Consider the following 25,091-nt stretch of genomic DNA (forward strand, 5'->3'; position numbering starts at 1 on the left):
CCGGGACGGCCCGCACCGAGTCCTGGCCGGCCCGTGGAGCTACAGCGTCGCCGCCGCCTTCGCGATGTCGGCCGCGAAGGTCGAGACCTCGCTGTAGACGCCCGGGTAGCCCGGCTCCGCGCAGCCCTGTCCCCAGCTCACGATGCCGACCTGGATCCAGGCGTTGTCGTTGTCCTTGCGGAACATGGGGCCGCCGGAGTCGCCCTGGCAGGTGTCGACGCCGCCCTGGTCGACGTAGCCGGCGCAGATCTCGTCGCTCGGGACGAGATCGCTGCCGTACGCCTGCTGGCACTGGGCGTCGGAGACGAAGGGGACCGTCGCCTTGTAGAGGTAGCGCTGCTGGCCGCCGCCCTCGCTGCGGGCGCCCCAGCCGGCGATGGTGAAGGTGCCATTGTTGTACTGGGTGTTCGTGGCGATCTTGAGGGTGGGCTGGGCGACCGGCTTGGCGAGCTTGATCAGCGCCCAGTCCTTGCCCTTGCCGTCGTAGCCGGGCGCCTGGAGCACCCTGGTCGACTTCACCTTGACCGCGCTGCTGCTCTGGAGGTCGACGACCCCCGTGGTCGCGGTGATGGAGGTGTTGGCGCCCGAGCCGTTCACGCAGTGGGCGGCGGTGAGGACGATCTGCTGGGTGTAGAGGGCGCCGCCGCACCCCATGGAGAGGCGGACCATGAACGGGAACTCGCCCTGGGCGGCGCGGGTTCCGCCGACCACGGGCGTCGGTGACGCCGAGGCGCCGGTGGCGGGCTGGAGCGTGAACGCGGCGAGGGTGACCGCGGCGACGGCGACGCATCTCTTGAGGACGCGCGTGAGTGTGTTCTTCAAGGGACTGCCCTTCGTGGGGGGTGGACGTCCGCGCGCCGACACACCGTGGGGATGACATGGGCGCGTCAATGCGCGTGCTGTGGATTATGAGAGCCGCCCGGGGAGGCGACAAGGAGGGCTTTCCGGCCATGCGCGCGAAGGCCCCCGCGCTCCCCAACACCCGTACAGTGGAGGCTCGTTCACCGTCCTGCGGGGGTGGCAGCGTGGCCCACGAGAGCGCGGGCGGACCCGGGGACGCACCGGCGCCGGGTCCGGTCGTCCACGGGTTCCCGCACATCGAGACCGTACGGGCGGCGATCACCGCGCTCTACCGGCGGCTGTCGTACGACGGGGTCCAGGGGTACGCGACGAGCGTCCTGCCCGCCGACGTCGCCTTCGCCGACCACGACGACCTCCATCTGGGCGCCCAGCGCGTCGCCCGGGCGCTGGTCCGCCATCTGCGCCTGCCGGACGCGCGGATGATCGTCGGGTTCCGCGGGATGCGGCACGCGGCCTCGGTCGAACTGGCCGCGGGGCCGGAGTACTTCATCGAGCTCAACGACCGCTTCCGCGCCCACCGGCGGGACATCGGGGCGGCGCTCGCCCACGAGATCACCCATGTGCTGCTGCACCGGCTCGGGCTGGGGTTCCCCGGGACACGGGACAACGAGATCCTCACGGACACCGTGACGACGTATCTGGGCGCGGGGTGGCTGCTGCTCGACGCGTTCCGCGAGGACGGGGTGTCCAGCCAGAAACTCGGATATCTGACACCGGAGGAGTTCGGATACGTCCTGGCCAAGCGGGCGGCCGTGTTCGGCGAGGACCCCTCGCCGTGGTTCACCAGCCCGCAGGCGTACCCGGCCTACCGGGCCGGCCTCGCCCGCGCCCGCCGCGACGGGGAGCAGCCGCCGCTGATGGCGGCCGGATGGGCCGGGCGGCGCCGGTACGCCAAGGACCGGCGGGTGGCGCTGGAGCGGGGCGGGGTGCGGGGGTCCGCCGCGGGGGCGCCGTACTCCTTCGAGGGGGCGGGCGGGGAGCTGCGGGTGTGCTTCTCGTGCCCGACGTGCGGGCAGCGCAACCGAGTGGGGGTGCGGGGGCGGGTGCGGGTGCGGTGCGGGGTGTGCCGGACGGTGCTGAGCTGCGACACATAGCCCCGCGCCGCTCACAGGGCGGGGCCATGTGTCGCGGCCCCGCCTTCCGGCCGCGGTACGGGCGTCAGCAGCCGAAGTCGACCAGGTCGAAGGTCGCGTAGTGGTCCGAGGTGTAGTAGTCCTCGTCCGCCTGGCGGCCCGTGACGATGCGGCGGGCGCCGCGGGTCGGGGAGTTCGGGGTCTTGACCGTGTACTCGTGGTAATAGCCGCTCGACTGCGACGGCAGCACGTGCTCGCGGTTGGTGAAGACGACACCGTCCTGCGAGTACGGGAACGGGCCGCCCGAGTCGATGAGCCGCAGCGTGTCGTGCGCCTGCGCGGGCAGGTCCGAGGAGCAGATGCTTCCGGTGCTCTGCACCGACGCGGTGGACGCGGCGGCCTGGACCGCGGTCGGGCCGAGGAGCAGGGTCGCGGCGACCGTGAGGGCCGCGCCGAGTGTGGTGACGCGTGGGGGGATTCTCATGGCGGCCATGATGACGCGCGTAGAGCGGGGCGGGTCAACACCAATCCCCTTGAATTTTCCACGAGTTAACCCGCGGCACCGGGCCGTAACGGGGGCTTCCGCCGCCCTTTGCCCTCATGGGCAGAATTTGGCCATTCTTTCGTTTTGGCGAACTAACGGCCTTGCTACCCTCCCCGCCATGGACCACACCATGGACCACAGCCTCGCCGCCGACCGCGCCAAGGCGGTCGAAGACCTTCTCCACGTGGCACGCGAACACAGCGGCGTCACGGTGATGTTCCACACCGCGATAGCCGAAAGGCAAGGCCTGGGAGCCTCCGAGACGAAAACGCTCGATCTGCTGGAGCGGTACGGGCCGCTCACCGCCAAGGAGCTCTCCCAGCACACCGGCCTCGCCCCCGCCTCCGTCACCGGCCTCGTCGACCGCCTGGAGGCCAAGGGCTTCGTCCGGCGCGCCAAGCACCCCACCGACAGGCGGCGGGTGCTCATCGAGATCCGCTGGGAGAACATCCACGGCCTGAAGCGGTTCTTCGTGGACTGGTCCCGTGAAGTGGCGGAGTTCTGTGCGGAGTTCACGACCGAGGAGCTGATCACCGTGGTCCGCTTCCTGGCCGGCAACAGCACCCTCCAGCGCGAGGCGGCGGCGAGACTCGGGCCGTGACCCCCTCCCCGCCCCGCGCTCCGCCGCGTACCGTCCCCCTCACTCCGCCCCGTACACCGCTCCCGGCGCCTCGGCTTCCCGCAGCAGCCGTCGTGCCGCCTCTCCCGCCTCCGCCGGGGTCCAGCGGCCTCCCCTGTCCGCCGTCGGGCCCGGCCGCCAGCCCTCCATCACCGTGATGCGGCCCCCCTCCGCCTCGAAGACGCGGCCCGTCACCCCTTCGCTCGCGGCCGAGCCCAGCCACACCACCAGTGGTGACACGTCCTCGGGCGCGGCGGCCAGACCGGTGAAGACCCGCTCGGTCATCCGGGTGCGCGCCGCCGGGGCGATCGCGTTGACCTGGACGCCGTAGCGCGCGAGCTCCGCCGCCGCCACCAGGGTCAGACCCACGATCCCCGCCTTGGCCGCCGCGTAGTTCCCCTGGCCCACGCTGCCCAGCAGCCCCGCGCCCGAGGTGGTGTGGACGACCCGGGCCACCGGGCGGCGGCCCGCCTTCGACTCGGCGCGCCAGTGCGCCGCCGCCTCCCGCAGCGGCAGGAAGTGGCCCTTGAGATGGACCCGCACGACCGCGTCCCAGTCGGCCTCGTCGAGGTTGACCAGCATCCGGTCGCGCAGGAAGCCCGCGTTGCTCACCAGCGTGTCCAGGCGCCCGAAGTGGTCGAGGGCGGCCTCGACGAGGGAGGCCGCGCCCTTCGCCGTCGCGATGTCCCCGCCGTGCGCGACCGCCTCGCCGCCCGCCGCGCGGATCTCGGCGGCGACCCGGTCGGCCGGACTGCCGGGGGCCGGGGCGCCGTCGAGGCCGACGCCGAGGTCGTTGACGACCACGCTCGCCCCCTCGGCCGCGAACGCCAGGGCGTGCGCGCGGCCCAGCCCGCGCCCCGCCCCCGTCACCACGACGACCCGTCCCGCACTCGTCTGCGTCATCCCGACTCCCTTTTCGTCCCTGCCGACCCTGCCGACTCTGCCGACCCCGCCGGCCTGTTGACCGTGGCCGCGTCCAGGAACGCCGGGCGCTCGCCGCCGCCGTGGACGAGCAGGGACGCGCCGGTGATGTACGCGGCCCGGGCGGAGGCCAGGAAGACGGCGGCCTCGCCCACCTCGTCCGGCTCGCCGAGCCGCCCGAGCGGCACGGTGGCCGCCACGGCCGCGACCCCCCGCTCGTCCCCGTAGTGCAGATGCGCTAGCTCGGTGCGGACCATGCCGAGCACGAGCGTGTTGACCCGCACCCCGGGCGCCCACTCCACCGCCATCGAGCGGGCCAGGCTCTCCAGGCCCGCCTTGGCCGCGCCGTACGCGGCGGTGCCGGGCGAGGCGCGGCTCCCGCTGACGCTGCCGATCATCACCACCGAGCCGCCGGACGCGCGCAGATGCGGGTACGCGGCGAGCGAGGCGGTGAGCGGAGCGGTGAGGTTGAGCTCGACCACGCGCGCGTGGCGCTCGGCCGAGGACTCGCCCAGGAGGCGGTAGGGCGTGCCGCCCGCGTTGTTGACGAGCACGTCGAGGCGCCCGTACGCCCTCGCGACCGCGTCGAAGAACTCCCGTACGGCTGCCGGTTCACGCAGGTCGAGCGGGCGGAACCCGGCCTCGCGGCCCGCCGCCCGGACCGGCTCGTCCGGCGGTCTGCGGGCGCAGACCACCACCTCGGCGCCCGCCGCGAGGAACGCCCGTGCGATGCCCGCGCCCACGCCCCGGGTGCCGCCCGTGACGACCGCCGCCTTCCCGGCCAGCTCCATCCGCGCTACCTTCCTCACCTAACAAATGTTTGGTGGAAAGGTAGCTGATCCGCCCATGGGTGTCTCCACCACCGCCCCCGAGAAGGGGATTTCCCTCGTCACGGTCGACTTCCCGCCCGTCAACGCACTTCCCGTGCGCGGCTGGTACGAGCTGGCCGACGCCGTGCGCGCGGCCGGGCGCGACCAGGGCGTGCGCTGTGTCGTCCTGGCCGCCGAGGGGCGCGGCTTCAACGCCGGGGTCGACATCAAGGAGTTGCGGCGCGACAGCGGGCACAGCGCGCTCATCGGCGCCAACCGCGGCTGCTACGAGGCCTTCGCCGCGGTGTACGAGTGCGAGGTGCCGGTGGTCGCGGCGGTGCGGGGACACTGCCTGGGCGGCGGGATCGGCCTGGTCGGCAACGCCGACGTGGTGATCGCCGCCGAGGACGCGGTCTTCGGGCTGCCCGAACTGGACCGGGGCGCGCTCGGCGCCGCCACCCATCTGGCCCGGCTCGTCCCCCAGCACCTGATGCGCGCGCTCTACTACACCTCGCGCACGGCCACCGCCCGCGAGCTGCTGGCCCACGGGTCGGTGTGGAAGGTGGTGCGCCCGGCCGAACTCCTGGACGCGGCGCTGGAACTGGCCCGGGAGATCGCCCGCAAGGACGCCACCCTCATCCGGCTGGCCAAGGCCGCCATCAACGGCATCGACCCCGTCGACGTCCGCCGCAGCTACCGCTTCGAGCAGGGCTTCACCTTCGAGGCCGGCCTCAGCGGGGTGGCCGCCCGCATCCGCGACACCTTCGGCGAGGAGCCGGGGAAGGAAGGCGAGCGGGCATGACGGACAAGACCATGACGCCCGAGGACGTCGTCGCGCGGCTGCGCAGCGGTATGACCCTCGGCATCGGCGGCTGGGGCTCGCGCCGCAAGCCCATGGCGCTGGTGCGGGCGCTGCTGAGGTCGCCGGTGACCGATCTGCGGGTCGTCTCCTACGGCGGCCCGGACGTCGGCCTGCTCGCCGCCTCGGGCAGGATCCGTGAGCTGGTCGCCCCCTTCGCCACCCTCGACTCCATCCCGCTGGAGCCGCACTTCCGCGCGGCGCGCGAGGCGGGGACCCTCGCCCTGACGGAGCTCGACGAGGCGATGTTCATGTGGGGCCTGCACGCGGCGGCCAACCGGCTGCCCTTCCTGCCGGTACGGGCCGGGCTGGGCTCCGACGTGATGCGGGTCAACCCGGGGCTGCGGACGGTGACGTCGCCGTACGGGGACGGGGAGACGTTCGTGGCCGTGCCCGCGCTGCGCATGGACGCGGCGCTGGTCCACCTCAACCGCGCCGACCGGCTCGGCAACGGCCAGTACCTGGGCCCCGACCCGTACTTCGACGACCTGTTCTGCGAGGCCGCCGACAGCGCCTACGTCTCCTGCGAGCGGCTGGTGGAGCCCGGCGGCTTCGCGGACGCCGTCCCGCAGACCCTGCTCGTCGGGCGGCACACGGTCACGGGCGTCGTCGAGGCGCCGAACGGGGCCCACTTCACCTCGTGCGTACCGGACTACGAGCGCGACGAGCCCTTCCAGAAGCTGTACGCGACGACGCCGTGGAAGGACTTCGCGGCGCGGTTCCTGTCGGGGCCGGACGAGAAGCACTACCAGTCGGCCGTACGGGCCTGGCACGAGGAGGTCCGGTGAGGGAGGAGGACGCGGTGGCGGTGAACGGGGCGCCGGCGGCGAGCCGCGCCGAGTACTGCGTGGTGGCCTGCGCCGAGGCGTGGCGCGGCGACGGGGAGGTGCTGGCGAGCCCGATGGGGCTGATCCCCTCGCTGGGCGCCCGGCTCGCCCGGCTGACCTTCGCCCCGGACCTGCTGCTGACCGACGGCGAGGCGACGCTGATCGGGGCGGACGGGGCGGCGGAGGGCTGGCTGCCGTACCGCCGCCATCTGACCATGGTCACCGGGGGCCGTCGGCACGTGATGATGGGCGCGAGCCAGCTCGACCGGTTCGGCAACCAGAACATCTCCTGCATCGGCGACTGGGCGCGGCCCGCGCGCCAGCTGCTCGGGGTGCGCGGCGCGCCCGTCAACACGCTCAACAACCCGGTGAGTTACTGGATACCGCGCCACTCCCCCCGGGTGTTCGTCCCCGCCGTCGACATGGTGTGCGGTGTCGGCTACGACCGGGCGGCGGCCGTCGGGGCGCGTTACCACCGCATCCCCCGCGTCGTCAGCGACCTCGCCGTCCTCGACTTCGCCACCCCGGACCGCGGGATGCGGCTCGCCTCGCTGCACCCCGGGGTGACGGTCGGGCAGGTGCGCGAGGCGACGGGCTTCCCGCTGGCGGCGCCGGACGACGTCCCGTACACCCGCGGCCCCACCGCCGGGGAGCTGCGCCTCATCCGGGAGGTGCTCGACCCGCAGGGCCGGCGCGAGGAAGAGGTGCGCGGCTGATGGAGACGGCGCTGACCCGGCTGGTGGGGGTGCGGCACCCGATCGTGCAGACGGGGATGGGGTGGGTGGCCGGCCCCCGGCTGGTGACGGCCACGGCCGAGGCCGGGGCGCTGGGCATCCTCGCCTCGGCGACGATGACGCCCGAGGTGCTGCGGGCGGCGGTACGGAAGGTCAAGTCGCGCACCGACGCGCCGTTCGGGGTGAATCTGCGGGCGGACGCGGGGGACGCCCGCGAGCGGGTGCGGATCATCGTGGAGGAGGGGGTGCGGGTGGCGTCCTTCGCGCTCGCCCCCTCGCGGGAGCTGATCGCGGAGCTCAAGGACGCGGGCGTGGTGGTGGTGCCGTCCGTCGGGGCGCGGCGGCACGCCGAGAAGGTGGCGGCGTGGGGCGCGGACGCGGTGATCGTGCAGGGCGGGGAGGGCGGCGGGCACACCGGGGAGGTGGCGACGACGGTCCTGCTGCCGCAGGTCGTGGACGCGGTGGACATCCCGGTGGTGGCGGCCGGGGGCTTCCACGACGGGCGCGGTCTGGTGGCGGCGCTGGCGTACGGGGCGGCCGGGGTCGCGATGGGCACGCGGTTCCTGCTCACCTCGGACTCCCCGGTGCCGGACGCGGTGAAGGCGCGGTATCTGGCGGCGGGGGTCGGGGACGTGACGGTGACGCGGGCGGTGGACGGGCTGCCGCACCGCGTGCTGCGCACGGAGCTGGTGGCTTCGCTGGAACGTGCCGGGCGGGTACGGGCGCTGGCGCGGGCGGTGCGGCACGCCGCCGCCTTCCGCTCCCTGTCCGGCCTGTCGTGGCCGCGCCTCGTCCGGGACGGGCGGTCCCTGCGCCACGGCAAGGACTTGACATGGAGTCAGGTCCTGCTCGCCGCGAATACGCCGATGCTGTTGCGGGCGGCGATGGTTCAGGGGCGGGTGGAGGCGGGGGTGATGGCGTCCGGGCAGGTGGCGGGGGTGATCGGGGATCTGCCGAGTGTGGGGGAGGTGGTGGGGAGGGTGATGGGGGAGGCGGAGGGGACGCTGTCGCGGCTCCAGGGGTTTTCCCCTACCCCGCCCCTTCCCGATGCTCAGGACTGAGTGTTCTGGAGTGCTCGGGTCATGGCAGCATCCACGCTGGTCAGGGGCGTGAGGAACTCGCTGGTCTCCACAGAGGGCATGGAGACCAGCACCCCTACGGCAGTAGTCCACGCTACCGAGACCCTGCGTGGGGTGCGGTGCGTACGCCTGTCGGTGCGCACAGACGAGACCACTAGCCCCGAGCGGCAGCGGGAAGCCGACGACCAGGCGGCGGTAGCCCTCGGTATCGACTTCGGCTCGGGCGAGAAGCTGCGCGAAGCGGTCGACCTGGACGTAAGCGCGTCCAGGTCGGCCCCTTCGAGCGTCCGCAGCTCGGCGAGTGGCTGAAGCGCCCCGACGACTTCGACGCCCTTGTCTTCTGGCGTTTCGACCGGGCTGTCCGGTCCATGCAGGACATGCACGAGCTTGCGAAGTGGGCACGCGAGCACCGCAAGATGATCGTGCCACCCCAAGGGGGACACCCGGCGGTCCGAGTGCCCGACTCTCACCAGCGCTGCCCGTGCACGACGCACCCCGCGTTACCGGGATGGCCTGCCGGAGTCGTGAGGCAACGCATGCGAGAACTGCACCGCCCACGAGTAACCCGCCCGCCAGGGCGAGCCGAAAGGGGTCGTAAGCGCGTGCAGTCCCCATGTTGCCGCGCCTCGCCGGCGAGGATGACACCAGCCCCCCCCCAGCCGAACTGGCAAGAGGCACGCGGCCTAGACCCGCGCTGTTCCCGGTTCGAGTCCGGGGGCGGGCACTCCACACATCAACGAGCGCCAGGGGGCGCACATGCGCTGTATCGACTGCACCGAGCCCGCTACCCACCGCGGACATTGCAAGGCTCATCACAACACTTTTGAGGGGCGTACTAACGTCCGCTCTCGGCGGGCACGGGGACGCCGACGAGCGGCCCGATTTGACACTGCGGCGAGGCTTCGCCGACGGGTGGACGAGCGCGGGTCTGGCTGGTGTGACTGGTGTCTGAACGACTTCCCCGCGGATGCAGTGGAGATTGATCACGTGCGGCCCCTCGCGCTGGGAGGGGCCGACACGGACGGGAACGTACAAGTTCTGTGCGCCGCCGCACCCGCATTGACTTCTACTGCAGCCTCGCCCTCTTCGGCGGCAAAGCCGCCGCACGGCTGACCAACGTCCTCGTGGGCTGATCACACCAATTAGCCCCCGCGCTCGTCATCCCTCGCAGAAAGGGACGGCGAGTGCGGGGGCTTCGTGCCTTTATGCGGCGCCGTCGAGCAGTGCTCGGACATCTGGAATGTCGTGGAACTCTTCCAGGCGAGCGAGCACGATTCGCACACGCTCTGCTGTTCGTTCGCTGGCCACGTCGGCGGAAAGTGAGATCACGCGTTCGGCGACGGTTACCGCCTCCTCGGGTTCGTTGGCATCGCAGAGGGCGACGGCGAGCCACGACAGGTACAGGGCGAGCTCCCGCGTGTGGGTCGCGTCGTACCGGCTGAGTACGTCCCGGAGCAGCGGAACGGCGCGGAGTGGCCGGCGTAGCTCCGTGTAGACACGGGCCTCCATGACCTGTAGTTCGCCGGAGTCAACCCAATACAGGTAGGCCGGCGCCTCGCTTCCTTCGCTGTCCTGGCTCAGCGCCTCGCCGGCCTCTCCCAGTGCCCGAATGGCAGGCTGGACTTCACCGGCCTTGGTGTGCGCCCATGCCGCCCGGTCGAGGTACAGTGCGCGAGCCTTGGCCGGTGTGTCTGTTCCGGCCACGGCGAGAGCGGCGCGGGCGAGTTGAATCCCCTCAACTTCCCTGCCGGTATTGCTCAGTTGGTATGCCAGCGACCCGGCGAGGTTCCCGGCCAGGGTGTGATCCTCTGCCTGCCTGGCGGCGCTGAGTCCTAGTCGGTAGATCTGTTCCGCCTCGCTGTACTGCCCGGCGTCGCTCGCAATCCAGCCGGCGATCTGCCCCAACTCGCCGATCTGACGCAGGAGTTCGCGGCCGACCCTTCCGCTGTGGCTGCCTTCCCGGTAAAGCTTCACGGCCGATCGGAGTTCGCGGAGCGCGGGACGGATCAGGTCGCCACCGGCTAGAACGTCATCGGCCAGCCGTAGGCCGTGCACGCGCTGTTGCAAGTCGCCTACCTGCTCCATGCCGATGCGTCGCCCCGTGCGGGCGCTGAGGGGTGCTAGCGGATCATCGGCAGGCACATAGTCAGCGAGCGTCGGCAACGGGGGTTCAGCGGGCGGCTGCGGCACTGTGAGCGCATCCACGGGCACGCCGAGAGCGTCAGCGATAGACGGCAACCACTCTCGGGGCGTGCGCTTCCCCGTTTCCCATCGGCTGACCTCTTGGCGGCCGACCGGTTCGCCCTGAACCCCGGCGACTCGGCAGACCTCCCGCGCCAGGCGCGCCTGGCTCCATCCGCGCTGTTCCCGCTCGCGTCGGATGTTGGCCCCCATGTTCCCCGACATGTGCCCAGTCTGGCCGACAGTTGGCCTACACGGGGCCGCTAGTCGGCATTCCCTCGCGGCAGCACGATCAAGGCTTCCGACGTTCGAGGGGATGGAGAAAAGCGATGGTCGACAACTGGGCGCCCACGATGGGTGGTTATGCAGTAGACACGGCAGACAGGCGGATCGGGGAGGTACGTCGCCTGTTCGAAGGCAGCGTGTACCTCGTGCCGCCGGGCGGGGGTGCCGAGTGGGCCGCCCCGCCGAGCAGGCTCCGCCCGCCGACTGACGGCGAAGTCTGGCAGGCGCGCGTGTGGTCGCGCCCTGTGAGGTCGGGGCTGTGAGAACCCCCCGAACCGTGATCCGGCCGGTAAAGCACTCCATCGGCACGCACCCGCACGGAGAGATCACCGTCTCGGCTCGCTGTCTTGACAGTGCCTGCCTGTGGACGCTGGCCGCTACGTCAGACCTCAAGGCCGCCGATCTGGCGATGATGACGCACACCGGCCTGTCCGGACACCCCACGTTCGCCCGGACCTTTGAAGACGTGGCACTTGTGCGCCGCTTGGAGCTGAACGAGGGGAAACAGGAGATCCCGCCGCCCTCTCCCCAGGAGCCGCAGCACGAACGCGCGGCCCCATAAGTTCCCCGGCCCCCAGTGAGTCACAACGAGTGGTCCGTCCCGGCCGGGGGTGCGGGGCAAGTCCCCGCTCAGACGCACGTCCCGTGAAGCGGAGACGCCGGAAGCGGCCCACCACCCGCCCAAGCACCGCTCCGGTCCCGTACGCAGGCTCCGCTGCGGGACCGGAACGGTCCAACCAACCCATCGAAGGGAAGGCAACCCGATGTCCGTTCTCAGCGAGTTGGCGCAGGCCGGCGACCTCAAGCCGAGTGCCCGGCAACTGATCGCAGATGAGAGCTTCGAAGGCGCCGTGCGCCTGGTGCAGCGCGCCAACGCTGACATCAGCGAATCGCTGGCAGGGCGAATCGTTGATGAAGCCCTCAAGTTCGTGGCAGCAGCGGCAGGCAACAAGACGCCCGGACTCGCCCTTCGGCCCTCACGGATCGTCGACGAGGGATGGCACGCTCTGATCCAGGACACGCGCACCTATCAACGCCTGACGGACGATCTCGGGAAGTTCGTCCACCACGTACCGGAGACCCCGGCGACAAAGGAACACGACGAAGCAACGGTGATCCGGACGCTGAGCGCCATCGAACGCGCGGGGTACGTGCCGGACCTGTACCTGTGGGCCAAGGAAACGCAGAGGGAGGTACTGGTGTCCGCCGATTGCATGCACAGCGAGTGCACCGATGGCGGGTCCAGCTGTGCGGCACCGCAAGCCGTCTGAGTGACCAGCGGCAGGCGCGCCCTCAACTTGCGGCTTCCGCTCTACAGTTGACTACGGTCCGTCAGGAAGGAACCGCAGTGAGCGAACAAGGCGGAGTGCCCCGCAGGTGGGATGACCCTCGGTACAGCAAGCTGCTGGCAAGCTGGCAGCGTCTTCGGGTCGAAAAGCGCCCCGGAAGGCGCCCCCGTCGATTCTGTCCGCACGGTCTCGGAGCGACCCTCACAGTCGACCCTGAGACAGGCAAGCCCTTCAACGTCGGGTGTGCTTCTTGCAACTCGTCGGAAGTCTGAGCCAGTAGCGTGGCCCGCTCATCTGCCCCTCGGCGAAGGTGAGCGGGCTTTCGCCGTCGGTGCCCTCGCCGGATGCCGCACAGCGCGAGGCTTTGATACGGGCACTGTGGACCATTGAGCCCGGGTTGGTCGCCAAGGGCTCGGACATCAAGGGTGGCAAGGACGGACGGAGCCCTCCCGGGGCGGGATGCTCGTCTGCGGACCGGTGGGTGGCTACTCGCGCAGTTCCCCGCGCCCCTAGGTATTCAGGGGCGCGGGGAACTGCGCGAGCAACCCAGCACGATCCGCGGACGAAAGAGCGGGTCACACGGGCCGCAGGCCCGTCGGCGGGGTGGGGGAAATCCCGCTACGCGGACGCGCCGCGTCGGCCGCCCTGCTGCGGGCGGCCACGGCGAGCACCGCCACCGCCCTGCCCCGCACGGGCCCCCTGGGACTGACCGGCGCGGGCACTCTGGGGCTGTCCCGCGCGGGAGGCTCCCTGGGACTGCCCGGTGCGCGAGGCTCCCTGGGACTGCGCCCCGCGGCCCGACGACGTACGGGCGCCCGAGCGCGCACCCCGGGCCCGCGGACGGGCGGCCGGCTGCGCCGGCGCCGGGACCTCGACCACGACCGGGACGCCGGACGGCTCACGCGCCCCCGTCACCCGTACCAGCTCCTCGTCGCTCGACTTCACCGCCGCCGTCCGCGGGCGGATCCCCGCGAACGTCATCAGACGGGACATCTCGCGCTTCTGCTCCGGCAGGACCAGCGTGACGACGCTGCCCGACTCACCCGCGCGGGCCGTGCGCCCGCCCCGGTGGAGGTAGTCCTTGTGGTCCGTCGGCGGGTCGACGTTGACGACGAGGTCGAGGTCGTCGACGTGAATGCCGCGCGCGGCCACGTTCGTCGCGACGAGCGCGGTGACCTGGCCGTTCTTGAACTGGTCCAGCGTGCGGTTGCGCTGCGGCTGGGAACGGCCGCCGTGCAGGCCCGCCGCCCGCACACCGCTCGCGAGCAGCCGCTTGACCAGCCGGTCCACCGAACGCTTGGTGTCCAGGAACATGATCACCCGGCCGTCGCGCGCGGCGATCCGCGCGGTGACGGCCTTCTTGTCGGTCTCGTCCTGGATGTAGAGCACGTGGTGCTCCATCGTCGTGACCGCGCCCGCCGACGGGTCGACGGAGTGGACGACCGCGTCGGTGAGGAACATCCGGACCAGCCGGTCGATGTTCTTGTCCAGGGTCGCGGAGAACAGCATCCGCTGACCGCCCGGCTCGACCTGCTTCAGCAGCGCCGTGACCTGCGGCATGAAGCCCATGTCGGCCATCTGGTCGGCCTCGTCGAGCACGGTGACGCGCACCTGGTCGAGCACGCAGTCGCCGCGCTCTATGAGGTCCTTGAGGCGGCCCGGCGTCGCCACGAGCACCTCGGCGCCGCGCCGCAGCGCGTTCGCCTGCTTGGTGAGCGAGAGACCGCCCACGACCGTGGTCAGCCGCAGGTTGACGGCAGTGGCGTACGGCGTGAGCGCGTCGGTGACCTGCTGGGCCAGCTCGCGGGTCGGTACGAGCACCATCGCGAGCGGCGCCTTCGGCTCGGCGCGGCGGCCGGCCGTACGGGCGAGGAGGGCGAGGCCGAAGGCGAGGGTCTTGCCCGAGCCGGTACGGCCCCGGCCGAGGATGTCGCGCCCCGCGAGGGAGTTCGGCAGCGTCGCGGCCTGGATCGGGAAGGGCTCGCTCACCCCCTGGGCGGCCAGCGTCTTGAGGAGCGCCGCCGGCATGTCGAGGTCGGCGAAAGCGGCCACCGCGGGCAGCGGGGGCGTGACCGACTCCGGCAGCGTGAATTCACCCTGCGGCTGTGCGGTACGGCCTCGCGCGGCATTCGCGGCGGGCCTGGCGGAGCTGGAGCTGGAGCGCTTGCGGGGGGTCGTACGCGTCATACGGGATTTGCCTTCCTGGGCCCGGGGGACGGACAGCACGCAAGCCGGGACCCGCACCTGCGCGGTGCGGGTCCCGGCTCGGGATTCGCCGAAGATCAGGCGGGGAGGATGTTCTCCGCCTGCAGGCCCTTCTGGCCCTGGGTGACCTCGAAGGAGACCTTCTGGCCCTCCAGGAGCTCACGGAAGCCGGAGGAGGCGATGTTCGAGTAGTGGGCGAAGACGTCCGGGCCGCCGCCGTCCTGCTCGATGAAGCCGAAGCCCTTTTCCGAGTTGAACCACTTCACGGTGCCAGTAGCCATGTCATTCTCCTGAATAGGTAGGGGCCCCATCCGGAGAAAGCCGGTAAAACAATAATGCGCCTGAGGAACATTCCCGTCAGGCGCACATAAAGTCTATGGGTACCAAAACTGCAACGGGGAAAACTCTACCACGTCACCGGCTCGTGGGAAGGGGCGGCCGTGTGCGCCGCGCCACTCCGCGGGCGCCGCCGTCCGCGCCGGTCACAGCCGCTCGATCACCGTCACGTTGGCCTGGCCGCCGCCCTCGCACATCGTCTGGAGGCCGTAGCGACCGCCCGTGCGCTCCAGCTCGTGCAGGAGCGTCGTCATCAGCCGTACGCCGGTGGCCCCCAAAGGGTGGCCGAGCGCGATGGCGCCTCCGTTGACGTTGACCCGCGCCGGGTCCGCGCCGGTCTCCTTCAGCCAGGCCAGCACCACCGGCGCGAAGGCCTCGTTGATCTCGACCAGGTCGATCGCGTCGATCGTCAGACCCGTCCTGCGCAGCGCGTACGCCGTCGCCGGGATCGGGGCCGAGAGCATCCGGATGGGGTCCTCGCCGCGCACCGAGAGGTGGTGGATCCGGGCGCGCGGGGTGAGCCCGTGCTCGCGCACGGCCCGTTCGCTCGCGAGGAGCATCGCGGCGGCGCCGTCGGAGACCTGGGAGGAGCAGGCGGCGGTGATCGTGCCGCCCTCGACGACCGGTTCGAGCGCGGCCATCTTCGCGGCGCTCGTGTCGCGGCGCGGCCCCTCGTCGGCGCGCACCTGTCCGTAGGGCACGCTCTCGCGGGCGAAACGGCCCTCGTCGAGGGCGCGGACCGCGCGCCGGTGCGAGCGCAGCGCGAACTCCTCCTGGTCCTCGCGGCTGATCCCCCACTCGCGGGCGATCAGCTCGGCGCCGTGGAACTGGTTGACCGGTCGGTCCCCGTACCGCGCCCGCCAGCCGGCCGAGCCGGCGAACGGGCCCTCGGTCAGCCCCAGCGGCTCGGCCGCCTGCCGGGAGGCGAAGGCGATCGGGATCATCGACATGTTCTGGGTGCCGCCCGCGACCACCAGGTCCTGGGTGCCGGAGAGCACGGCCTGCGCGGCGAAGTGCACGGCCTGCTGGGAGGAGCCGCACTGGCGGTCGACGGTGACGCCCGGCACCTCCTGCGGCAGCCCGGCCGCCAGCCACGCGGTGCGCGCGATGTCCCCCGCCTGCGGCCCGACCGCGTCCAGACAGCCGAAGACGACGTCGTCGACGGCGGCCGGATCGATCCCGCAGCGCTCCACGAGGGCGGTGAGCACATGCGCCCCCAGGTCCGCCGGATGGACCCCGGCGAGCCCGCCCCCGCGCCGGCCCACCGGCGTGCGCACCGCTTCGACCACGTATGCCTCGGCCATGTCCCCAACTCCTCTGAAGCGTCGGCGGATCACTCTCGTACGGCGATCCCGTCCAGCACCATCGACAGGTACTGGCGGGCGATCTCCTCGGGGCTGTGCTGTCCGCCCGGCCGGTACCAGGACGCGGCCACCCACACCGTGTCGCGGACGAACCGGTAGGTGAGCCGGACGTCCAGGTCCGCGCGGAACGCCCGGGCCTCGACGCCCCGCTCCAGCGTCCCCAGCCACGCCTGCTCGAAGCGGCGCTGCGATTCGGTGAGATAGGCGAAGCGGGGCAGCTCGGTGAGGTGCCTGGACTCCTTCTGGTAGATCGCGACGGCGGCCCGGTGCCGGTCGATCTCCCGGAAGGACTCGGTGACCAGGGCCTCGATGGTCTCGCGCGGCCCGAGTCCGGCCGCGAGCACGGCGTCGTACCCCTCCCACAGCTCGGTCAGGAAGGTGGAGAGGATCTCGTCGAGCATCGATTCCTTGGAATCGAAGTGGTAGTAGAGACTGCCCGCGAGCAGGCCCGCCTCGTCGGCGATCCTGCGGACGGTGGTGGCGTTGTAGCCCTGGGCGGCGAACACCTCGGCCGCGGTGGCGAGGAGTTCCGCGCGCCGCTCGGGCACGGCGGTCACCTGCTGCTTCTTGTTGTTCGGCACGGGTCCATTGTGGTCCCGCCGGTCAGGCGTGCCGACTGCTGACGGCGACGACTTCCCCGGTCATGTACGAGGAGTAGTCGCTGGCGAGGAAGACGATGACGTTGGCCACCTCCCAGGGCTCGGCGGGGCGCCCGAAGGCCTCGCGCGCGGCGAGCTCGTCGAGGAGCGCGGCGGAGGTGACCTTGGCGAGGTGGGGGTGGCGGGCGAGGGAGGGGGAGACGGCGTTGACCCGCACCCCGTACGCCGCCGCCTCGATCGCGGCGCAGCGGGTGAGCGCCATGACGCCCGCCTTGGCGGCGGCGTAGTGGGCCTGGCCCGCCTGGGCGCGCCAGCCGGCCACGGACGCGTTGTTGACGACGACACCGCCTCGGCCGGCGGCCCGGTAGGCGCGCAGGGCCGCCCTGGTGCAGCGGAAGGTGCCCGTCAGGGTGACGTCGAGGACGCGGTCCCACTGCTCGTCGCTCATGTCGGCGAGCTCGGCCGTGCCGCCGAGGCCCGCGTTGTTGACGACGACGTCGAGGCGGCCGTGGAGCCGTACGGCCTCGGTGAAGAGCGCGCGCACCTGGGCCTCGTCGGTGACGTCGCAGGGCAGCGCGGCCACCGCCGCGGCGCCGAACTCGGCGGCGAGGGCCCGCTCCGTCTCCCCCAGCCTGCGCGTGTGCGCGTCGCTGAGCAGCACCCGCGCGCCCTCCTCCAGGAAGCGGCGGGCGGTCGCGCCGCCGATCCCGGCCCCGGCGGCGGCGGTGACGACGGCGGTGCGGCCGTCGAGCAGGCCGTGTCCGGGCACATACGGAACCTTGTTGTCGGTCACGCCCGCAGGCTAACCTACCAAACACTTGTTAGGGAACGGTCGGTGGCGAAGGGGCGGGCCCCGCAATGGACTTGGACCGCACGGCCGGGGAGGACGCCTTCCGCGCCGGGGCGCGCGAATGGCTCGCGGCGCATGTGCCGGCCGCGCCGCTGCCGTCCCTGGAGACGGCCGAGGGCTTCGCCGCGCACCGCCGGTGGGAGGCCGAGCTGTACGCGGACCGGTGGTCGGCGGTCTCCTGGCCCGAGCGGTTCGGGGGCCGGGGCGCCGACATCTTCCGGTGGCTGGCCTTCGAGGAGGAGTACTGGGCGGCGGGCGCGCCCGGCCGCGTCTCCCAGAACGGCATCAGCCTGCTCGCGCCGACCCTCTTCGACCACGGCAGCGAGGAGCAGCGCGCCCGGGTGCTGCCGGACATGGCGAGCGGGGCGGTGGTCTGGGCGCAGGCCTGGTCGGAGCCGGAGGCGGGCTCGGACCTCGCCGCGCTGCGGTCGCGGGCCGTGCGCACCGGCGGGGGCTGGCTGCTGTCGGGACAGAAGACCTGGTCCTCGCGGGCCGCGTTCGCCGACCGCGCCTTCGGCCTCTTCCGTACGGACCCGGCGGCGTCCCCGCCGCACCGCGGCCTGACGTATCTGATGTTCGACCTGCGGGCCCCGGGGGTGACCGTCCGCCCGATCGGAAGGCTCGACGGCAAGCCGGCGTTCGCGGAGCTCTTCCTCGACGAGGTGTTCGTCCCCGACGAGGACGTGATCGGGGAGCCGGGACAGGGCTGGCGCATCGCGATGTCCACGACCGGCAACGAGCGCGGGCTCACCCTGCGCTCCCCCGGCCGCTTCCTGGCCGCCGCCGACCGGCTGGTGCGGCTGTGGCGCGAGCGGGGCGAGGACCGGGGAACGCGCGACCGGGTCGCGGACGCGGTGATCGGGGCGCGGGCGTACCAGCTGTTCACCTACGCGGGCGCGTCGCGTTTCGCGGCGGGCGAGGCGATGGGCGCGGAGTCGAGCCTGAACAAGCTGTTCTGGTCCGAGTACGACATCGCGCTGCACGAGAGCGCGCTGGAACTGCTGGGCGCGGAGGGCGAGTTGGCGGACGCCCCGGGCGGCTGGGCCGAGGGGTACGTCTTCGCGCTGGCCGGGCCCGTGTACGCCGGAACCAACGAGATCCAGCGCGACATCGTCGCCGAGCGCCTGCTCGGCCTCCCGAAGGGCCGCCCCCGATGAGGTTTGTGCCAACCGCCGAGCAGCGCGACTTCACCCGCTCCCTGGACGCGCTCCTGACCGCTTTTGACACCCCGAAGACCGTCCGGTCCTGGGCGGCCGGGGACCACGGCCCCGGCCGGGCGCTGTGGCGGCGGCTGGCCGGGGCTGGGGTGTTCGCGCTGGCCGCGCCGGAGGCGTACGAGGGCGCGGGCCGTCTGCCGCTGGAGCTGGCCATGGCCTACCGGGAGCTGGGCCGCCACGCGGTGCCGGGCCCGCTGGTGGAGACGGCGGCGGCGACGGCCCTGCTCGGCCGGCTGGCGGACGGGGGCGAGCCGGGTCCGGCCGAGCGCCTGCTGCCGGGTGTGCTGACGGGCGGGGCCGTGGTGACGCTGGCCGTGCCGGAGGGCGGCGGGTGGGTGCTGGACCCGGACGGGGCGGACGCGGTGCTGGTGGTGACGGCGGCGGGCCCCGGCCCGGCGGCCGAGCTCCGGCTCGCCCCCGGCCACGGCCCCCTCCACACCTCCCTGGACCCCGCCCGCCGGCTCGCCCGCCCCGGCCCCGGCGGGGAGCTCCTGTGCGCCGGCCCCCTCCTGGAGGAGGCCGTCGGGTGCGCCGTCGGCTGGGCGCGGCTCGCGTCGGCCGCGCAGGCGGTCGGGGTGGCCGAGGAACTGCTGCGGCGGACCGTTGCGTACGTCCGCGCGCGCAACCAGTTCGGGGTGCCGGTCGGGTCCTTCCAGGCGGTCAAGCACCGGCTGGCGGACACGCTGCTGGCGGTGGAGTTCGCCCGGCCGCTGGTCTACGGGGCGGCGCTCACCCTCGCCCCCGGCGACCTCGCGGCGGCGAAGACGGCGGCGGGCGAGGCCGCGTACACGGCGGCCCGCGCCGCGCTCCAGCTCCACGGCGCGGTGGGCTACACCGAGGAGCTGGACCTCTCCCTCTGGCTGCGCAAGGCCCGGCCGCTGCGGGACGCGTGGGGCACCCCGGCGCAGTGCCGGGCGGAGGTACTGGGGGCTTACTCCTAGCGGTCCCGTTCGCCCGCGGGCCGGTGGGGGCCCTGGCGCCCCGGAGGGGCGCCTCCAGGGGCACGGGGAACCGCGCGACCAGCCGCCACCGGCCCGCGGGCGGACATCCGCCCTCCCGGCGGAGCGCTCACGCGCTCTCGCGAGGCGGCTCCGTCCCGCCGCCCCGCCGGATGGTGCGCAGGGCGGCGCCCGGCCGCCACACCCGCAGCACGATCTCCTCCGCCTCCTTGTCGATCCCGGTGTGGACCACCTCGGTGAGCTCCGCCCGGAACAGGAGGAACGGCTCGGGCGGACGCACCTCGTCCGCGTACCGGGCGCGCTCGGCCGGGTCGACGACCTCGACCGCCCGCCCGCTGATCCGGACGTCGCCGTCGGCCATCTCGGCGTCCGGCCCCGGGTTGGCCTGGACCGCGAAGCGCGGATCGCGCAGCAGGTCGTCCGCCTTGCGGGAGCCGGGCATCATCCCGAGCCACAGCTCGCCGCCCCGGATCTCGACCTCCAGGCCGGTGACCCGGGGGCTGCCGTCCGCGCGCAGGGTCGCGAGGACGTGGTGCTTGTAGAGAAGGAAACGCTCGCGCACGGCGTCGGCGAACCCCGCCTCGGCCGCTTCGAAGTCTGTCCAGCTGAATGTCTGCGGTGCCATGCGCCCAGCAAACCCCGGATACCCGACATCCACTGTCCGGATTACTCCGGGGTCGCGAAGATCGCGGTCCGGTGCCGGGACGGGGACGGGCAGGCGTCCCTAACCGGAAGAGCCGTCAAAGCCGTCCCCCGAGGCCGCCCAGTGCGAGCGCAGCACCTCCTCCGCGGGCTTCCCGTGCGGGGTGTACGCGAGCCTCGCCGGGGTCTCCCCGCTGTCCGGCCAGTCGTCCCACATCCACCAGCACACCCCGGCCCACCAGTCCCGCCCGGTGAAGGTGTCCAGCAACGCCCGGTAGCCGGCGGCCTGTTCCTCGGGCGCCTCGCGTTTGCTCACCGTCCACGAGTACGGCGCCGTGGTCGAGCCGCGCTGGCTGGTGTAGCCGGCCTCGGTGAAGAGGATCTTGCGGTGCTGTCGGCCGGAGAAGGCCGCCAGCTCCTCGACGACCGGCCGCCAGGCCCGGCCCAGCTCCGCGGCGTCCGCCGTGGGGGCATCGCCCAGCGGCCAGTAGGCGTCGATGCCGATGACGTCCAGCTCCGGCCAGAAGGGGACCCGGGCGTACTCGTCGTAGTTGGCGGCGTACGTCAGTGGCTCCCGGTAGCGGGCGCGGACCGCCGCGATCACCCGCCGCCAGGGCGCCGCGTCGCCGGACACCCCCGCGAGTTCGGTGCCGACCACGAACCGCTCGGTCCCCGTCTCCCGCGCGAGCGCCGCGTAGTGCGTGATGAACTTCTCGTACGAGGTGAACCAGGCCGCCCGGTCGGCGGGGCGGATTTTGGCCCGGTCGGTGCCGTCCACCAGGTCGACGTGCGGCTTCAGCATCACCTGGAGCCCGGCCCGGTGCGCCAGCGCGGTGATCCGCCGCAGGCTCGTGTCGCTCGCGGTCTCCTCGGTGGGGCGCTGCTCGCTCTCCCGGGTGGTGCGCTGGTACCAGGTGGGCGTGAAGACGACCCAGCGCGCGCCGGTGTGCGCGATGTCGCGGAGATACGCCTCGGCGCGCGGGCTGTCGTAGTCGTCCGCCGACCACGACGGCAGGGTCATCCCCCGCACCCGCCCGTCCCCCGCGGCGCCGTGCCCGGGACCGGAGCCGCTCGGCTGCGGCCGGTCGCCGCCGTGCTCCCCCGAGCAGCCCGCGAGCACCAGCGCGGCGGTCGCGGCCAGGGCCGCGACCGCCTTCTTGGCGATGTCGCTCACAGCGCCGAGGGGCTGACGAAGGTGTAACCGAGGGCCTTGATGCCGTCGATCGTGTCCTTCAGCGGCTGGAGCGGATAGTAGGGGTGGTAGAAGAAGCTCGCGAAGCCGTCCCGGACCGCCAGGTTGGCCCTGGCCGACGCGACGAGGTCCGCGGGGAACCGCGCGGGGTGGTTGTTCTGTGCCACGGGTTCATAGTTCCCGATGTTCTCGGGAAGCACCTTCGTTCCGTACACGTCGTTGACGACGTACGGGAAGAACTGGCCGATGAACCGGTTCGGGTCCGACGTACCTCCGGTGAGCGTCCCGGCGAAGTAGAGCGACCGCTCCAGCCGGGCCGAGTAGTTCTGGGCGAAGACGCGGTAGTCGGTGGCGGAGCCCGCGTAGTGCGGGGTCGTCCACAGCTGCGGGCGCGGCAGACCGGCCGCGGCGAAGCCGGCCAGGCCCGAGGTCACCCGGGACTGTGCCCAGGCCGTGGAGTCCTCCGCGACCGGCCCGTCGTGGACGACGTTGTCGGACGCGTCCACGTGCGCCCGGTAGAACTCGAAGTCGTCGCCGGTCACCGCGGTGTACGGATTGTCGGTGGTGCCGTACTGGTGGGTGTAGCCGTGCTCCATCAGCACGGCGCCGCGCGCCAGCATGTACTTCAGCGCCGACACCAGCTGGGGCCGCTGCGCCAGCGTCACGGTCTGCGGGACGCCGTTGCTGTAGACGCCCTTGGGGTCGGTGTAGACGGGGATGACGTTGATGCCGTACGGGATGTGCTGGCTGTAGAGGTAGTCCGCCATCGCCCGCAGCTCGGCGGGGTCGGAGTCGGGGCTGATGTCCTCCAGGCGGAACATCGCCCGGTGCCGGGCGGCGGTCCCCGGGGCGAGGGCGTCGAACAGCATGTCCTCGTACGCGATCACACGGTCGCTTTCGGAAACATAGCTGAACGGGATCTCACCGATGTACGTGAGGTTCGCGGACCGGACGGCCCACGGGAAGCTCGCCCCGCTCGCCGAGTCCAGCGCCTCCGCGACGCGGGTGACCGCCGGATACCCGGCTCCGGTGAGGATGTTCGGGCGCAGTACGCCGCCGTCCTGACCCGCCGGGACCTTCCGGGTCAGGGTCTGTCCGCCGTAGGTCACCTGGCTGACGTTGCCCACCGAGCCGTTCGCGTCCGCGAAGTAGGACGTCGTGGGGTCCCAGCCGTACTTCTGGGTGAACTGCGCCGCCCCCACGGCGTTGCCCATGTTCCAGATGTTGTCCCCGACCCAGGTCACCGGTTTCGTACCGGCCAGCACGTCCTGGTAGAACGCGGCCGGCACGGCGTCGGGGATGCCGCCGCCGTAGTAGGTGGAGCCCAGATAGACCGTCGCGGTGTACTGGCCGAGCAGGCCCGCGGTGTACTGGCGGACGGGCTTGGCGGTGACGCCGCCGAAGTGGCCGCCGAGGTTCGCCGCCGCCATCGCGTACAGCTCACCGAGGTACCCGTAGGGGCCCGCGTCGTCGTAGAGCACCAGCGTCGAAGTGGTCTCCGGCGCGGCGGTCGACAGCAGCTTCCGTACGTCGTCCGTCACGGCGCCCAGGACCGAGGTGAGGGGCGACAGCGGTGTGCGCGGCGCCGCACGGCGCTGCGCGTCCGCCGCGAGCTGGGCCCTGGCCCAGTCCCCCAGCCCCGCCCTGCCCAGGGTGGCGGCCGGGCTCAGCTGCTCGGAGCGCGGCGGCCTGCCGTCCGGCGCGGCGGCGGAGGCCGCCACGCCCGTGCCCAGCAGGGCGGCGATCAGCAGCGGGACCAGCGACAGCCTGCGCCGACGGCGCCCGCCGGGCGTTCTTCTCACGGATTTCATGATCCGCTTCCCCCCTCTTCCCCAGAGGATCGGCCGCGCACCGCCCCGGATTTCCCGGGCCGTGAAACCCGGCCGAATTAGGCCCACGATTCTTCTGGCGGACCACAAAGCCTGTCAATAGCCGAAGGATCCCCGGAACGCGTCCGTCCGGCTTCGGTAAAAAACGATCCATGAACTTTTAACTTCACCTCTCACCGGGGTGTCCGGATCTGCTACGTTCGCCATCTCGCGCAGGGACATGAGACCTGCTGCGCGAACAAATGGGGGGGAACCCATGTACGGAAAGCCAGCCTGGGGCACAGTGCTGCCCCTGGCCGGGATGGCGGCTGCGCCCGAGACCGTACCGGGCCTGCCTTTGGCCAAAGCTCTCCAGGCCACGGCGGGTGCCGGCTTCGCTCTCTACTGCCTCACCGCCTTCGTCCTCATATCGATCAGAATTCGAATGCGATGGCGGACGAATTCGAAAACAACCTGTGCAGACCAGCCTCACGGGCACCGGGGGCGCACATGATCCTCGAAGCGCTCCTCTGGTCCAGCATTTCCATCATCCTGATGGCGGGCTGCTACAACACCGGCCTCTTCGCTCTCTCCAGACGACGCGCACCCCGCCGGAAAGGGCCGCGTAAAGAGCGGCTCTATGTATTCCTCCTCGCCTGCCTCAACGAGGAGCAGGTACTGGCCGAAAGTCTTGCGCGGATCACGGGGCTCCCGGCCGGAAATTTCCTGGCGCTCGTCATCGACGACGCCTCCGACGACCGCACCTCCGACATCGCCCGGGCCGCGGGCGACCGGGTCCTGCTCCACCGGCGCGAACTGCCCGACGCCCGGCGCGGCAAGGGCGCCGCGCTCAACGACGGCATACGCTTCCTGACCGCCTCCGGGGTGCTCGACGGACACCACCCGGACGACGTCATCGTCTGCGTGGTCGACGCGGACGGGCGCCTGGACGGCCATGTCGTGCAGGCCGTCGACCCGTTCTTCGACGACCCCCGCACCGGCGCCGCCCAGATCTGCGTACGGATGTACAACCGCGCCACCGGACTGCTCGCCCGCCTCCAGGACATGGAGTTCGTGGTCTACGGCGATGTGTTCCAGAGCGCGCGCCGCTTCATCGGAAGCGTCGGCATGGGCGGCAACGGGCAGTTCATGCGGCTGTCGGCGCTCCACTCCCTGGGCCCCGGCGGCCCCTGGAGCGACAGCCTCACCGAGGACCTGGACCTAGGCGTACGGCTGATCGCCAGGGGCTGGGGCACCCAGCACTGCACCACGGCCTCGGTCTCCCAGCAGGCCGTGCTCTCCCTGCGGCGCCTGGTACGGCAGCGATCCCGCTGGTTCCAGGGCCACCTCCAGTCGGCCGGCCTCGTCCCGCTCATCCTGCGGGAGGTCCCGACGCGCCCCGCGCTCGACCTGCTCTACCACCTCTCCAGCCCGGTGCTGATCCTGCTCACCTCGCTGCTGCCGCTGTCCTTCCTGGTCGCCCTCGGCGGCACGGTGCTCGCCTCCGTCGAGGCGGGCCGGGCCCTGGTGTCACCGATGTGGCTGCTCGGCCCGTACCTGCTCTCCTTCACCGCGGCGTACGCGTACGGGTTCGTCTACGCCAAGCGGGAGCGGGACCTCGGTCTGGTGCGGTCGGTGCTGGTCGCCCATGTCTTCGTGTTCTACGGCTACATCTGGTTCGCGGCCGGCTGGTGGGGGCTGTGGCGGATGGTGACCGGCAAGCGCACCTGGCTGAAGACCGCCCGCACCTGAGCCGCGCCGCGGCGGGGCCGGACCCCGTACGCGCCCGTGCCTTCTCTTCCTTCTTCTCTCTCATCGTGCTCGTCCTTGTCCTAGGG

25 protein-coding genes, 1 tRNA gene and 1 pseudogene are annotated in these 25,091 nt (G+C 72.2%); 14 read left to right on the forward strand and 13 right to left on the reverse strand.

The genetic code is table 11. The annotated features are described in order from the left end of the window. Positions 1-39: 39 nt before the first annotated feature. The gene (locus ACZ5ID_RS14280; RefSeq protein ID WP_468897245.1) at positions 40-822 is read right to left on the reverse strand and encodes a S1 family peptidase; all 783 of its coding nucleotides are present in this window, start codon (positions 820-822) and stop codon (positions 40-42) included. Positions 823-1,025: 203 nt separating this feature from the next. On the opposite strand from ACZ5ID_RS14280, the gene ACZ5ID_RS14285 reads away from it, so the two are divergent. Further along, on the forward strand, positions 1,026-1,955 hold the full coding sequence (locus ACZ5ID_RS14285) for a hypothetical protein (RefSeq protein ID WP_468897247.1): 930 nt from the start codon (positions 1,026-1,028) through the stop codon (positions 1,953-1,955). Between the two features lie 64 nt (positions 1,956-2,019). On the opposite strand, the gene ACZ5ID_RS14290 is transcribed toward ACZ5ID_RS14285, so the two are convergent. Further along, complete coding sequence (locus tag ACZ5ID_RS14290; RefSeq protein ID WP_468897248.1) at positions 2,020-2,418, reverse strand: guanyl-specific ribonuclease; 399 nt, start codon at positions 2,416-2,418, stop codon at positions 2,020-2,022. 178 nt (positions 2,419-2,596) lie between these two features. Between ACZ5ID_RS14290 and ACZ5ID_RS14295 the strand changes: the two genes are divergently transcribed. Continuing rightward, complete coding sequence (locus tag ACZ5ID_RS14295; protein WP_468897250.1) at positions 2,597-3,079, forward strand: MarR family winged helix-turn-helix transcriptional regulator; 483 nt, start codon at positions 2,597-2,599, stop codon at positions 3,077-3,079. A gap of 39 nt (positions 3,080-3,118) precedes the next feature. On the opposite strand, the gene ACZ5ID_RS14300 is transcribed toward ACZ5ID_RS14295, so the two are convergent. Both ACZ5ID_RS14300 and ACZ5ID_RS14305 read right to left on the reverse strand, forming a co-directional pair. Next, positions 3,119-4,000 (reverse strand): SDR family oxidoreductase, encoded by an 882-nt coding sequence (locus ACZ5ID_RS14300; RefSeq protein WP_468897251.1) that lies wholly within the window; start codon positions 3,998-4,000, stop codon positions 3,119-3,121. Further along, positions 3,997-4,809 (reverse strand): SDR family oxidoreductase, encoded by an 813-nt coding sequence (locus ACZ5ID_RS14305; protein WP_468897496.1) that lies wholly within the window; start codon positions 4,807-4,809, stop codon positions 3,997-3,999. Before ACZ5ID_RS14305 ends, ACZ5ID_RS14300 begins: the two co-directional genes overlap by 4 nt. Before the next feature lie 55 nt (positions 4,810-4,864). On the opposite strand from ACZ5ID_RS14305, the gene ACZ5ID_RS14310 reads away from it, so the two are divergent. From ACZ5ID_RS14310 to ACZ5ID_RS14340, 7 genes and pseudogenes are all read left to right on the forward strand, one after another. Next, positions 4,865-5,629 carry an enoyl-CoA hydratase family protein gene (locus tag ACZ5ID_RS14310; RefSeq protein WP_468897253.1) on the forward strand — a complete coding sequence of 255 codons (765 nt, stop codon included), beginning with the start codon at positions 4,865-4,867 and terminating at the stop codon, positions 5,627-5,629. Next, complete coding sequence (locus ACZ5ID_RS14315) at positions 5,626-6,474, forward strand: CoA transferase subunit A (RefSeq protein ID WP_468897254.1); 849 nt, start codon at positions 5,626-5,628, stop codon at positions 6,472-6,474. Before ACZ5ID_RS14310 ends, ACZ5ID_RS14315 begins: the two co-directional genes overlap by 4 nt. Before the next feature lie 14 nt (positions 6,475-6,488). Beyond that, on the forward strand, positions 6,489-7,229 hold the full coding sequence (locus ACZ5ID_RS14320; RefSeq protein ID WP_468897498.1) for a CoA-transferase subunit beta: 741 nt from the start codon (positions 6,489-6,491) through the stop codon (positions 7,227-7,229). Next, the gene (locus tag ACZ5ID_RS14325; protein ID WP_468897256.1) at positions 7,229-8,308 is read left to right on the forward strand and encodes an NAD(P)H-dependent flavin oxidoreductase; all 1,080 of its coding nucleotides are present in this window, start codon (positions 7,229-7,231) and stop codon (positions 8,306-8,308) included. The genes ACZ5ID_RS14320 and ACZ5ID_RS14325 overlap by 1 nt, the downstream gene beginning before the upstream one ends. Before the next feature lie 78 nt (positions 8,309-8,386). Then, a pseudogene (locus ACZ5ID_RS14330) lies at positions 8,387-8,763 on the forward strand (recombinase family protein); the annotation flags it as partial. 210 nt (positions 8,764-8,973) lie between these two features. Further along, positions 8,974-9,050, forward strand: a tRNA-Leu gene (locus ACZ5ID_RS14335). 32 nt (positions 9,051-9,082) lie between these two features. Then, positions 9,083-9,439, forward strand: a complete 357-nt coding sequence (locus tag ACZ5ID_RS14340) for an HNH endonuclease (RefSeq protein ID WP_468897258.1) — start codon at positions 9,083-9,085, stop codon at positions 9,437-9,439. 90 nt (positions 9,440-9,529) lie between these two features. Here the strand turns inward: ACZ5ID_RS14340 and ACZ5ID_RS14345 are convergent, their stop codons facing one another. Next, positions 9,530-10,732 carry a helix-turn-helix transcriptional regulator gene (locus ACZ5ID_RS14345; RefSeq protein ID WP_468897260.1) on the reverse strand — a complete coding sequence of 401 codons (1,203 nt, stop codon included), beginning with the start codon at positions 10,730-10,732 and terminating at the stop codon, positions 9,530-9,532. A 337-nt stretch (positions 10,733-11,069) separates the two neighbouring features. Here ACZ5ID_RS14345 and ACZ5ID_RS14350 point away from each other — a divergent pair, with 337 nt between their 5' ends. Next, positions 11,070-11,354 (forward strand): hypothetical protein, encoded by a 285-nt coding sequence (locus ACZ5ID_RS14350; RefSeq protein ID WP_468897262.1) that lies wholly within the window; start codon positions 11,070-11,072, stop codon positions 11,352-11,354. A 202-nt stretch (positions 11,355-11,556) separates the two neighbouring features. Further along, positions 11,557-12,063: a glycine-rich domain-containing protein gene (locus ACZ5ID_RS14355; protein ID WP_468897264.1), complete on the forward strand. Its 507-nt coding sequence runs from the start codon at positions 11,557-11,559 to the stop codon at positions 12,061-12,063. 636 nt (positions 12,064-12,699) lie between these two features. Here the strand turns inward: ACZ5ID_RS14355 and ACZ5ID_RS14360 are convergent. From ACZ5ID_RS14360 to ACZ5ID_RS14380, 5 genes are all read right to left on the reverse strand, one after another. Then, a complete protein-coding gene (locus tag ACZ5ID_RS14360) occupies positions 12,700-14,268 on the reverse strand; it encodes a DEAD/DEAH box helicase (RefSeq protein ID WP_468897266.1) in 1,569 nt (522 codons plus the stop codon). A 95-nt stretch (positions 14,269-14,363) separates the two neighbouring features. Next, entirely contained in the window at positions 14,364-14,567 is a 204-nt protein-coding gene (locus tag ACZ5ID_RS14365) for a cold-shock protein (RefSeq protein ID WP_053727847.1), read from the reverse strand. 201 nt (positions 14,568-14,768) lie between these two features. Beyond that, the gene (locus tag ACZ5ID_RS14370; protein WP_468897268.1) at positions 14,769-15,926 is read right to left on the reverse strand and encodes an acetyl-CoA C-acetyltransferase; all 1,158 of its coding nucleotides are present in this window, start codon (positions 15,924-15,926) and stop codon (positions 14,769-14,771) included. Between the two features lie 29 nt (positions 15,927-15,955). Then, positions 15,956-16,567 (reverse strand): TetR/AcrR family transcriptional regulator, encoded by a 612-nt coding sequence (locus ACZ5ID_RS14375; protein WP_468897270.1) that lies wholly within the window; start codon positions 16,565-16,567, stop codon positions 15,956-15,958. Positions 16,568-16,589: 22 nt separating this feature from the next. Continuing rightward, complete coding sequence (locus ACZ5ID_RS14380) at positions 16,590-17,378, reverse strand: SDR family oxidoreductase (RefSeq protein WP_468897272.1); 789 nt, start codon at positions 17,376-17,378, stop codon at positions 16,590-16,592. Positions 17,379-17,443: 65 nt separating this feature from the next. On the opposite strand from ACZ5ID_RS14380, the gene ACZ5ID_RS14385 reads away from it, so the two are divergent. Both ACZ5ID_RS14385 and ACZ5ID_RS14390 read left to right on the forward strand, forming a co-directional pair. Continuing rightward, positions 17,444-18,592, forward strand: a complete 1,149-nt coding sequence (locus tag ACZ5ID_RS14385; RefSeq protein WP_468897274.1) for an acyl-CoA dehydrogenase family protein — start codon at positions 17,444-17,446, stop codon at positions 18,590-18,592. Continuing rightward, the gene (locus ACZ5ID_RS14390; RefSeq protein ID WP_468897276.1) at positions 18,589-19,593 is read left to right on the forward strand and encodes an acyl-CoA dehydrogenase family protein; all 1,005 of its coding nucleotides are present in this window, start codon (positions 18,589-18,591) and stop codon (positions 19,591-19,593) included. Before ACZ5ID_RS14385 ends, ACZ5ID_RS14390 begins: the two co-directional genes overlap by 4 nt. Positions 19,594-19,720: 127 nt before the next feature. On the opposite strand, the gene ACZ5ID_RS14395 is transcribed toward ACZ5ID_RS14390, so the two are convergent. From ACZ5ID_RS14395 to ACZ5ID_RS14405, 3 genes are all read right to left on the reverse strand, one after another. Continuing rightward, positions 19,721-20,236, reverse strand: a complete 516-nt coding sequence (locus ACZ5ID_RS14395; RefSeq protein WP_468897278.1) for a pyridoxamine 5'-phosphate oxidase family protein — start codon at positions 20,234-20,236, stop codon at positions 19,721-19,723. 99 nt (positions 20,237-20,335) lie between these two features. Then, positions 20,336-21,427, reverse strand: coding sequence for a glycoside hydrolase family 113 (locus tag ACZ5ID_RS14400; RefSeq protein ID WP_468897280.1), 1,092 nt, complete (start codon positions 21,425-21,427; stop codon positions 20,336-20,338). After that, positions 21,424-23,247, reverse strand: a complete 1,824-nt coding sequence (locus ACZ5ID_RS14405) for a DUF2334 domain-containing protein (protein WP_468897282.1) — start codon at positions 23,245-23,247, stop codon at positions 21,424-21,426. Before ACZ5ID_RS14405 ends, ACZ5ID_RS14400 begins: the two co-directional genes overlap by 4 nt. A gap of 516 nt (positions 23,248-23,763) precedes the next feature. On the opposite strand from ACZ5ID_RS14405, the gene ACZ5ID_RS14410 reads away from it, so the two are divergent. After that, positions 23,764-25,005 carry a glycosyltransferase family 2 protein gene (locus tag ACZ5ID_RS14410; RefSeq protein ID WP_468897284.1) on the forward strand — a complete coding sequence of 414 codons (1,242 nt, stop codon included), beginning with the start codon at positions 23,764-23,766 and terminating at the stop codon, positions 25,003-25,005. The last annotated feature ends 86 nt before the right edge of the window (positions 25,006-25,091 follow it).

Source organism: Streptomyces sp. NPDC031670 (assembly GCF_055580545.1).